This is a genomic window from Subtercola sp. YIM 133946 (assembly GCF_036553535.1).
Classification (GTDB): domain Bacteria; phylum Actinomycetota; class Actinomycetes; order Actinomycetales; family Microbacteriaceae; genus Subtercola.
Window position 1 is genome coordinate 245,689 of the sequence record NZ_JAZHPE010000023.1, and the last position, 10,806, is coordinate 256,494.

At 71.7% G+C, this 10,806-nt stretch carries 6 protein-coding genes; 2 read left to right on the forward strand and 4 right to left on the reverse strand.

The features are described 5' to 3' along the window. Positions 1 to 25 precede the first annotated feature (25 nt). Positions 26 to 5,449, reverse strand: coding sequence for an Lhr family ATP-dependent helicase (locus V3W46_RS09490; protein WP_443069963.1), 5,424 nt, complete (start codon positions 5,447 to 5,449; stop codon positions 26 to 28). Positions 5,450 to 5,504: 55 nt separating this feature from the next. Here V3W46_RS09490 and V3W46_RS09495 point away from each other — a divergent pair, with 55 nt between their 5' ends. Beyond that, positions 5,505 to 6,044: an NUDIX hydrolase family protein gene (locus V3W46_RS09495; RefSeq protein WP_331782852.1), complete on the forward strand. Its 540-nt coding sequence runs from the start codon at positions 5,505 to 5,507 to the stop codon at positions 6,042 to 6,044. Positions 6,045 to 6,130: 86 nt separating this feature from the next. Here V3W46_RS09495 and V3W46_RS09500 read toward each other — a convergent pair whose 3' ends face one another. Both V3W46_RS09500 and V3W46_RS09505 read right to left on the reverse strand, forming a co-directional pair. Next, positions 6,131 to 7,111 carry a nucleoside hydrolase gene (locus tag V3W46_RS09500; protein WP_331782853.1) on the reverse strand — a complete coding sequence of 327 codons (981 nt, stop codon included), beginning with the start codon at positions 7,109 to 7,111 and terminating at the stop codon, positions 6,131 to 6,133. A 157-nt stretch (positions 7,112 to 7,268) separates the two neighbouring features. After that, entirely contained in the window at positions 7,269 to 8,945 is a 1,677-nt protein-coding gene (locus tag V3W46_RS09505) for a DEAD/DEAH box helicase (RefSeq protein WP_331782854.1), read from the reverse strand. A 425-nt stretch (positions 8,946 to 9,370) separates the two neighbouring features. Here V3W46_RS09505 and V3W46_RS09510 point away from each other — a divergent pair, with 425 nt between their 5' ends. Beyond that, positions 9,371 to 9,991: a DinB family protein gene (locus V3W46_RS09510; protein ID WP_331782855.1), complete on the forward strand. Its 621-nt coding sequence runs from the start codon at positions 9,371 to 9,373 to the stop codon at positions 9,989 to 9,991. Positions 9,992 to 10,080: 89 nt separating this feature from the next. Here V3W46_RS09510 and V3W46_RS09515 read toward each other — a convergent pair whose 3' ends face one another. Then, positions 10,081 to 10,746, reverse strand: coding sequence for a DUF1684 domain-containing protein (locus V3W46_RS09515; RefSeq protein ID WP_331782866.1), 666 nt, complete (start codon positions 10,744 to 10,746; stop codon positions 10,081 to 10,083). Positions 10,747 to 10,806: the final 60 nt, after the last annotated feature.

The window sequence follows — 10,806 nt, forward strand, 5'->3', positions numbered from 1 at the left end:
CGGGGTGTCGGGCATCCGTGGCGCGCTAAGCACTGCGCAACCTGAGCCCGCGGGGGGTGTTGTTGAAGCCGGCGGCCTCGAGCATCCGCCCCACCGTCGATCCGACCGAGAATTCGCCGTCGATCTTCTCGATGGTCAGCTTGTCGACCTGGCCGGTGGTCACGGCACGGGTGAGGGATGTCGCTGCCTCACCCAGCACGTCGTCGTCGTCGCTGAACGACAGCACGGTCTTTCCGCCGCGTTCGATGTAGAGAACGAGCTGCCCCTCGACGAGCACCACGAGCGCCCCCGCCTTGCGCCCCGGACGATGCCCCTCACCCGCCGGCCACGGCAGCGCGGCGCCGAACGGATTGGCCGGGTCGCTCGCGGCGAGCGTCAGCGTGCGTGAGCGCGTCTCGTCGCGACCGCCCCGCCGGCCGGTGGCGTTGGAGCCTCTGCCCGTGCCGCCGCCGTTGCCACCGCCGTTGCCGACGCCACTTCCGCTGCCGTTGCCAGCGCCGACGCCGGAGCCGCTGGCGCCTCCGCCTGGGCCGCCACTCGGGCGATTGCCCGTGCCGTCGCCGCCCTCGTCGCGTGGCCCACGCGACCCGAACGTACCGGGCGCCTCGGCAAGCGTGTCAGACGCGAACGAACGCAGCCGGTCGACGGTGCCGCCGGTCGCGAACTGGGCGGCGCCGAGCCCGTCGATGAAGTAGCCGCGGCGGCAGCGCCCGGTCTCCTCGAATTGGCTCAGCACGCGGTAGGCGAGCGCGAACCCGCCGGGCTGGTGTTCGCTCATCACCGAGCCGCGCGTGACGACACCGTACCGGTCGAGCAGGAACTCGGCCATCGCGTGCGCCCGCAGTGTCGGGTCTGACTCGGCGCGCGGCAGCAGTGACCAGCGCCCGCCGACCGTGGGCGGTCCGACCCGCGTGGCCATCGTCGGGCGCGCGTACGACCTTCCGCGGTAGAGCCGCGAGCGGGGCGCCGAGCGCTTGGCCGAGTGCGCCGCGCTGCCCTTGCCGCCGCCGCCCGTCAGGGTGCGAAGCGGTGCGAGCGTGTCGTTCGTGATGCGGCCGGCCCACACCAGATCCCACAGCGCGGTGACGAGCTGGTCGTCGGTGAAGAACGCGCTGCCGAGGTCGACAGGGCTCGCGCCCTCGGCGGCGACGGATGCCGCACCGCCCGCTCCCGAACCGCCCGATCCCGAACCGCCCGCTCCCGAACCGCCCGCTCCCGAACCGCCCGATCCCGAACCGCCCGATCCCGAACCGCCCGATCCCGAACCGCCCGCTCCCGTACCGCGTGGCGTAGCGCCCGCCGTTGCGCCCGCCTCGCCAACGCCCGCTGCACCCGCACCCGCCGCTGCCGTGCCCGCCGCTGCCGTGCCCGCCGCGCGGCCACGGCCGAGCATCCGTGCCGCCACCGCATCGGCCAGGTCGCGGAAGAAGTAGGCGCCGCCGCCCTCGAGTGCCTCGAGCACCGCGCCCTGCAGCGCGGTCGGTTCGAGCTCGACCTGCTCGGGCAGCGTCACGTGCACCGTGTCGGCGAGGTGCAGCGCTACCCACCCGTCGCTGCCCGGCAGTGACCCGTTGCCCGACCAGACGATCTCGCCCGAGGCGGTCAGCTCGTCGAGCATCGCGGGGCTGTAGTCACTGACCCGTGACGGCAGCACGAGCGTCTCCCAGGCCGACGCGGGCGCCGGAACCCCGGCGAGCTGCTCGATCACGGTGAGCACGCCGTCGATTCCGCGCAGCGTTCCGCCGACGTGTTGCCACACCGGCAGGAAGCGCGCGAACGCCGCCTGGTCGACGGGTTCGACCTCGTGCCGCAGCGCGGCGAGCGACCGAGCACGCAGCCGGCGCAGCACCTCGGTGTCGCACCACTCGCTCGCCGCCGCGGCGTGGTCGAACGGGGAGGCGTCGCCGGTGGGGCGGAACTCGCCCTCCACCACCCGGCGCCCCGCCTCGAGCCGCTTCAGTGTCTCGTGCACCACCGCGCTGCCGAGCCCGTAACGGGTGGCGGCTTCGGCGACCGTGAACGGTCCGTGAGTGCGGGCGTACCGCCCCACCAGGTCACCCAGCGGGTCGTCGACCGGCTCGATGAACGCGTCGGGCACCCCGAACGGAATCGGCACTCCGAGCGCGTCGCGCAGCCGGCTCGCGTCTTCGATGGCGGCCCAGCGTGCCTCGCCGGCGATCGTCACGGGCAGCACCCGCTTGGCCGCCGCCAGCTCGGCGAGGTACCCCGCCGCAACGCCTGCTTCGACCCCGGCCGCCGCCACATCGCCTCCGGGCGCCGCGACATCGCCGCTGGCCGACACCACATCGCCAGCGGCCGCCGCCACTTCGCCCCCTGCCGCTGCGGCATCCCGGGCCGACGCATCGGCCACTGCGACGCCCCCACCCTGCGCCACCTCGCCACCTTCGACGAGCCGCGCCTCCACTTCGGCCACCGACAGCGGCCCGAGCATCCGCACCAGGTCGGCCACGCCCTCGACGCCGGTCGCCTTGCGCCCCGGAGCCAGCCGCTGCAGCTCACGTTCGGTCTGCTCGATGACACCCGGATCGAGCAGCTCGCGCAGCTCGGCGCGCCCGAGCAGCTCTGCCAGCAGAGTGGGGTCGAGCGACAGCGCTGCCGCCCGTCGCTCGGCCAGGGGGCTGTCGCCCTCGTACACGAACGACGCCACGTAGCCGAACAGCAGCGAGCGCGCGAACGGCGACGGCTCGGGCGTCTCGGTCTCGACGATGCGGATGCGCCGGCTCTCGATCTCGCCCGCGAGGGCCTTCAGCGACGGCAGGTCGTACACGTCTTGCAGGCACTCGCGCACCGTCTCGAGGATGATCGGGAACGTCGGGTACCGCCGGGCCACCTCGAGCAGCTGCGCCGAGCGCTGCCTTTGTTGCCACAGGGGCGACCGCCTGCCGGGGTTCTGCCGCGGCAGCAGCAGCGCCCGCGCCGCGTTCTCGCGAAAGCGCGAGGCGAACAGCGCCGATCCGCCCACCTCGGTGGTGACGATGATCTCGAGTTCGTCGGCCGTGAAGACGAACAGCTCGGCCCCGGGCGGCTCGCTCTCGGTGTCGGGCAACCTCACCACGATGCCGTCGTCGCTGGCCACCACCCCGCCGTCGACCCCGAACCGTTCGCGTATTCGTGCACCGATCGCCAGCGCCCACGGCGAGTGCACCTGCATGCCGTACGGCGAGTGCAGAATCACCCGCCAGTCGCCGAGCTCGTCGCGAAAACGCTCGACGACCAGCTCCCTGTCGCTCGGAACGTGCCCGGTCGCCTCGCGCTGCTCACCGATGAACGCCGTCAGGTTGCTCGCCGCGTTCTCGTCGAGGCCGGCGTTCTCGCTCAGCTCCAGCGCACGGGCAGCGGATGCCCCACTCATCGTGCGGGTGAACTCTCCGATCGCTCGCCCCAGCTCGGCGGGCCTGCCCAGACCGTCGCCGCGCCAGAACGGCAGCCGCCCGGGTTCGCCGAACGCGGGCGTGACGCGCACCTGGTCGTGCGTAATCTCCTGGATGCGCCAGCTCGTCGCACCGAGCGCGAACACGTCGCCGACCCGCGACTCGTAGACCATCTCCTCGTCGAGCTCGCCGACCCGGGAGGCGGTCTCACCCACCATGAACACACCGAACAGGCCGCGGTCGGGAATGGTTCCGCCGCTCGTGACCGCCAGCCGTTGCGCGCCGGGGCGGCCGGTGATCGTGCCGGCGTCGCGGTCCCACACGATGCGCGGGCGCAGCTCGGCGAACTCGTCGGAGGGGTACCGCCCGGCGAGCAGGTCGAGCGTGGCCTCGTATGCCGATCGAGGCATACTCGAGAACGGGGCGCACCGCTTGACGGTGTCGAACCACTCCTCGACATCGATGGCTTGGAGCGCGCACGCCGCCACAGTCTGCTGCGCCAGGATGTCGAGCGGGTTCTTCGGAACGGCCAGGGCTTCGATTAGTCCATCGGTCATGCGCTGCGCGGCCACCGCCGAGTGGATCAGGTCGGCCCGGTGCTTCGGGTAGATCACCCCGCGCGACACCTCGCCCACCTGATGCCCGGCGCGCCCGACGCGCTGCAGTCCGCTCGCCACCGACGGCGGCGACTCCACCTGCACCACGAGGTCGACCGCGCCCATGTCGATGCCGAGCTCGAGGCTCGACGTCGCAACCACGCAGCGAAGCCGACCCGTCTTCAGGTCGTCTTCGATGATGGCTCGCTGCTCCTTGCTCACCGACCCGTGGTGCGCCCGTGCGAGCAGCGGCTCGGCACCCTCGCTCTGGCCGGCCTGCCCCATGACCTGTGCGGGAGCGCGCCCGTTGCCGCCCGCGGGGTCGGCGGCCGATCCGGCTCCCGAACCCTCCCGCGCCGCTCGCGAACCACCCCGCGCCTCTCCCGGCCGGCTGCGGTCGCTGCCCGCCAGCCGCACCGCGTGCGCCAGCGAGGCCGCCTCCGCATCGACCCCGTTCAACCGCTCGGCGTAGATCTCGTTCAGGCGTGCCGTCAGCCGCTCGGCCAGCCGCCGTGAGTTCGCGAACACAATGGATGAGCGGTGCTGGAGTATCCGGTCGACGATGCTCTCTTCGACGTGAGGCCAGATCGATCCCTGCTGCGGGGTGGCCGCGGCGGCCGACCCTTCGAGCGGGGGAGCCGCCCCGAGGTCGGCCATGTCTTCGACCGGTACGACCACGCGCAGGTCGAACTTCTTCGTCGAGACGGGGGCGACGATGGTCACGGCCCGGCCACCGGCCAGGAACCGGGCCACCTCTTCGCGGGGGCGCACGGTGGCCGACAGACCGATGCGCTGCGCCGGGGTGTCGAGCAGAGCATCCAGCCGTTCGAGGCTCACCGCCAGGTGCGCCCCGCGCTTGGTCGCCGCGACGGCATGCACCTCGTCGATGATCACCGTCTCGACCGAGCTGAGCGTCTCGCGCGCCGCCGAGGTGAGCATGAGAAAGAGCGACTCGGGCGTGGTGATGAGAATGTCGGGCGGGTTCTTGATCATCGTGCGGCGGTCGCTCTGGGTGGTGTCGCCCGAGCGCACGCCCACGGTGACGTTCGGCGGAATCGTGCCCAGCCGCTTGGCCGTCTGCGTCACGCCGACGAGGGGAGCCCGCAGGTTGCGCTCGACATCGACCGCCAGCGCCTTCAGTGGCGAGATGTAGAGCACCCGGGTGCCGACCGGCTTCTCTGTGCCGTTCTCGTCTCTGGCGGGGGCCGGGGGAGGCGAGCTGATCAGCCGGTCGATGGCCCACAGGAAGGCCGCGAGGGTCTTGCCCGAACCGGTGGGCGCGACGACGAGCGCGTGCGAGCCCTCGGAGACCGCCTGCCACGCCCCGACCTGCGCGTCGGTGGGCGCGGCGAAGGCACCGCCGAACCACTCGCGGGTGGCGGGAGAGAACTTGGCCAGCACTTCTGTTTCGATGCATCCATCTTCGCCCACACCACCGACACTCGGGCGGGCCTTGCGCAACCCGGCCCGCGCGGCCAACGGCCAAACGTGCTGCTGATGTAGGTAAGAATGAATCATGAGCGTTCGCACCCCTGACCCGAACCCCGGCTGGCTGAGTGACCAGGAGCTTGACGAGATCAGGCGGCGCCTGCCGCTGCTCTATGTGGAGGCCGTGCCCGTGCGGGTCGACGGGCTCGGGCAGGTCACCGAGGTGGGCGTTCTGCTGCGGGTGTCGCCGAGCGGGTCGATGACGCGCACCATCGTGTCGGGCCGGGTCATGTACGGCGAGACGCTGCGCGACGCGCTGTTCCGGCACCTCGAGAAAGACCTCGGGCCGATGGCGTTTCCCCAGCTGCCGACGAGCCCGATTCCGTTCTCGGTGGCCGAGTACTTTCCGCTGCCCGGTGTGAGCACCTTCACGGATGATCGGCAGCACGCCGTCTCGTTGGCCTACGTCATCCCGGTCACCGGTACGTGCGATCCGCGTCAAGACGCCCTCGAACTGACCTGGATGACGCCCCAGGAAGCGGTGAGCGACAGCATCCACGCAGAGATGGAGGGCGGCCGCGGCGCCCTCCTGCGGGCCGCCCTCGCCTCCGTGGGACGGCTGTACTGACGGTGGCGCCCGTCCCTGCCGGGCGCCACGTATAAAGCTCTGCTGGGGTGTGGGCGCGCGCAGTGCCGTCCTCGTGGGGCCGGGCTTCAGGCGAGGGTGGCGATCGTGCCCAGGAAGAGGTCGACGTACCGGTCGGCATCCACCTCCAGCGCCACCTCGGTCAGCCCCGCGGTGCCGCGCAGACCGTGCATCGAGTCTTCACCAGGAAACACCCGCCGGTCGACCACGGTCTGACCGCGCGTCGAACCCGCGAGCTCGACGTACACCGGCAGCAGCGCGGTGCGCAGCGCCCCCGGGTCGACGAGCGCGCACAGCGCCCCGGCGTCGCCGATCAGCCCGGTGTAGACGGGCTCCCTGCCCGCTCCGACGCCCATGCGGTGCGAGATCAGCTCACCCGCCAGCCGCTCGGCCGCGCGCCCGCTCGACTGCAGCTCGACCGCCTTCTGCAGCGGAACGGCGACGCGGTTGAACACGTCGAGCCCGTACATGAAGGTCGGCACGCCCGAGTCGAGCACGATGGCGGCCGCCTCCGGGTCGTGCCACACGTTGAACTCGGCCACCGCGGTCGCGTTGCCGACGCTCGCCGAGCCGCCCATGAACAGCACCCGCTCGATCTTCTCTGCGACCTCGGGATGTGCACGCAGCAGCAGCGCCAGGTTCGTCTGGGGCGCCAGCGCCACGATCGTCACCGGCCCATCGCTGACCATCAGCACGCGCCGCATCATCTCGATCGCTCCGACGGCCGCTCCATCGATGCGGTAGGTCTCCCGGCTCGTCTCAGGCAATACGATTCCGCCCAGCCCGTCGGCGCCGTGCACGTGCGAGGCGTCGCGCGACGGGTTCAGCAGCGGCCGGTGGGCGCCGCCCGCCACGGGTACCGCCGGGCATCCGGCAGCATCGAGCACCCGCAGGGTGTTCTGGATGACCTGCGGCAGTGCCGCGTTGCCGGCGACGCAGCTCACCCCGACCAGGTCGATCGCGGGGTGGGCTACAGCGAACAGCAGGGCCAGCGCGTCGTCGACCCCCGTGTCGACGTCGAGCAGGACTTTCGTGGGGTTGGCGGCCATCACACCAAATTAGCTGCTTCGGGTGGCCGGGCCCACCAGGCTGGCCCGACGCAGCCAAACGGGCGGCGCACAACGAGACCTCGGCAAAATGCGTCGAGGTTTCGCTGTGCGCCGCCCGTTCTGCGACCGCGGTCAGCAGGTGACGACGGCCGCGAGGTCAGCCCTGTGCGCGGCGCGGGCCGGAGCGGCGGGCGCGCGGCTCGGCTGCTGCCATGCCGCCGTTGCTCGACCACGCGACGGTCGAGCCGCCGGTGCGCCCAGCGCCGCCTGACGAGTGCCCGCCGCCCTGGCCACCACGGCGAGCGCCGCCGGCCGAGCCGCTTCCGGCACCTTGTGCCGAGCGATCGCGACGGGGACGGTCGGAACCGTAGCCCGAGCCGCTTGCAGACGAACCGGCAGAATCGTCGCGGCCGCTTCCGGCAGAGCCGTCGCGTGCGGCGCGCTTGCGCTGGGCGTTCGCGCCCTGCGATCCGCCCTGGCCGCCGCCGTTTCCGCCGCGCGACCCGCCGTTGCCGCCGCGCGACCCGCCGTTGCCGCCGCGAGAACCGCGGCCGCCGCTGTTTCCGCCGCCACCGTTGCCGCGCGATGCGCCGCCTCCGGTCAGCGTCACAGGAGCATCCGACGGCTTCACGTACGCGGCGACCTCGCCGACCAACGCGTCGACCGACGGTGACGCGAGCGACACACGCTCGACCGCGACGTTGATCGCGGCCTTGCGCATGAGCAGGTCGAGGTCTTTGCGCTGGGCGGGCAGGATGATCGTCACGACGTCACCCGCACTGCCGGCCCGCGCGGTACGACCTGAGCGGTGCAGGTACGCCTTGTGCTCGGCCGGCGGGTCGACGTGGATCACGAGTTCGATGTCGTCGACGTGCACGCCGCGGGCCGCGACATCCGTCGCCACCAGCACGCTCACGTCGCCGGCGCTGAACGCGGCGAGGTTGCGGTCACGGGCCACCTGCGAGAGGTTGCCGTGCAGGTCGACGGCAGGGATGCCCGCATCGATGAGCTGGCGCGCCAGCTTCTTGGCGTGGTGCTTCGTGCGCATGAACAGGATGCGGCGGCCGGTGCCCGACGCGAGCTTCTTCACGAGAGCAGTCTTCGCCTCGGCGTCGTTCACCTCGAACACGTGGTGGGTCATCGCGGCGACGGGTGAGTTGGCCTCATCGACCGAGTGCAGAACCTCGTTGTGCAGAAAGCGCTTGACGATCTTGTCCACGCCATTGTCGAGCGTGGCCGAGAACAGCAGACGCTGCCCGTTCTCGGGGGTCTTCGAGAGAATGCGGGTCACGACGGGCAGGAAGCCCAGGTCGGCCATGTGGTCGGCCTCGTCGAGAACGGTGATCTCCACGGCGTCCAGCGACACGAAGCCCTGCTGCATGAGGTCTTCGAGGCGGCCGGGGCAGGCCACGACGATGTCGACGCCGGCCTTCAGCGCAGCGACCTGGCGCTGCTGCGAGACGCCGCCGAAGATGGTGGTCGACTTCAGCCCATAGGCGTCGGCGAGCGGCTGGAGCACGGCCGAGATCTGGGTGGCGAGCTCACGCGTCGGCGCGAGAATGAGGCCGAGCGGGCGGCCGGGGCGGCGCTTGCCGCCGGCGAGGGCGCCGCCGAGGCGGGCCACCATCGGCAGCGAGAACGCGAGCGTCTTGCCCGAGCCCGTCTTGCCGCGGCCGAGCACGTCGCGCCCGGCGAGGGTGTCGGGCAGGGTGTCGACCTGGATGGGGAACGGAGAGTCGATGCCCGACGCCGTGAGCTTCGCCACCAGCGGGGCGGGAACGCCCAGCGCGGCGAAGGTCGTGGTCGGTGCTTCGAGTGTTGATTCGATGGTCATGGGGTTTCGGTGCCTTTCACAGCATCGGTTCCACCCGAGAAACATGCACACGTGTACTGCAGGTGCTCAGGATGCTCGGCATCCCGTGCGGGCGCCCACAACCGAATCGGTCGGTTGTCTGGGCGAGCTGCGGCGGCGCAATCTCATATCGTTCCGCCGTGTCGCAGTGAGAACCGCGGCGCAGAGAGACGAACTCCGGTGGAAGTCTGGCGAAGGTGGCGGTGGCCACATCCGTTCGCCGTGAGAAATTTCTCTTCCGGCCACTCTGATCTGGCCAGCGGAAGATGTGCGTTCTACGACGCAGGGAGCGCGCGATTGCGCTCGCAAGTACTTCCACCATAGCGCACTGGGCCCGCTCTGATCGACCTCGTCGTACGCCGCGCTCCCATCTCGACTCGCGCCGCCCCGTGCGGCAGGCTGGAGGAATGGACGACACCCTCGCCAAACAGAACCTGCTCCGCTACCTGCAGACCGGGCGAGACGCCCTGCTCTGGAAGCTCGAGGGCGTCTCGGAGTACGATCTCCGCCGCCCCCTCGTACCCACCGGAACCAACCTGCTCGGCATCGTGAAGCACACCGCCGGAGTCGAGGCCGGGTACCTCGGGCTGGTGTTCGGCCGCCCGTTCCCCGAGCCCCTGCCGTACACAGCCGACGACGCCGAGCCCAACTCCGACATGTGGGCCACCCTCGATGAGTCGCGCGACGACATCGTCGCTCTCTACCGCCGCATCTGGGCACACTCGAACGCCACCGTCGAGGCCCTCCCGCTCGATGCGCCCGGCAGCGTGCCGTGGTGGCCCGAAGAGCGGCGAGACGTGACGCTCATGCGCATCCTGCCGCACCTCATCGCCGAGACCCACCGGCACGCCGGCCACGCCGACCTCGTACGCGAACTCGTCGACGGATCGGCCGGCCTCCAGAAGGCCAACGACAACCTGCCGCCCGGCGGCCCCGACTTCTGGCCGGACTACCGCGCCCGCCTCGAAGACACCGCGCGTGCCGCGGCTGCCGCAGCCGGCGAGCAGGCCCCTGCCGCAGCCGGCTGAGCATGCCCCGGGCGCCTCAGCCGGCTGAGCCGGCCCCGGGCGCCGCAGCCGGCTGAGCCCGGCTGAATCGGCTGAACCGGCTACGGCTCCTACCCGTACAGCTCGCCCACCGGAATCTCCGCCGCCACCCGGTTGCCGAGCGGCGCCAGCGGGCACGCCCACGCCGGGTCGTAGGCGCACGAGGGGTTGTAGGCGAAGTTGAAGTCGAGCACCAGGCTGCCGGGCATCCGGCCCTCGCCGAGGTGGGCTCCCTTGATGGTGTCGAGCAGGTACCGTCCGCCCCCGTAGGTTCGGGCACCGGATGCTCGGCCCCCGGCGCTCGCCAGAGCATCCCGAACCGGAACGAACAGCCCGCCCCCGTACGACCGCAGCCGCCACACATCGAGCGTGCCCACCCCGGGCACGGCCGCTCGCCCGACGAGCTCGAACGGAACGACTCCGTCGGTTCCGGTCTCGAAGTCGAAGTGCACGCGCTCGCCGTCGTCTTCCAGTGGCGGCTCGTCGAGCTCGATTTCGAACCGCCACGCGGGGTCGTACGCGGCGACCGACAGCCCGCTGAACGCCGCCTTGTCGGCCGGCAGCAGCGGGGACTGCGCATGCCGTGCGAACAACTCGTCGCGGGCGTCGCGCCAGAACGCGTGCGCATCGACCACGTCGATCGCGCTGCGCCGCCGCACCTCGGCGTACACGCCGAACACCCGCTGCCGCCAGTCGGCGACCTCGATCGCACTGCGCGCGGCGGCTGCGCCGCGCACCGCGCTCGCGCCGCTCGCCGCGTTCGCGACACCGCCGCCGCCCGCCGCGTTCGCGACACC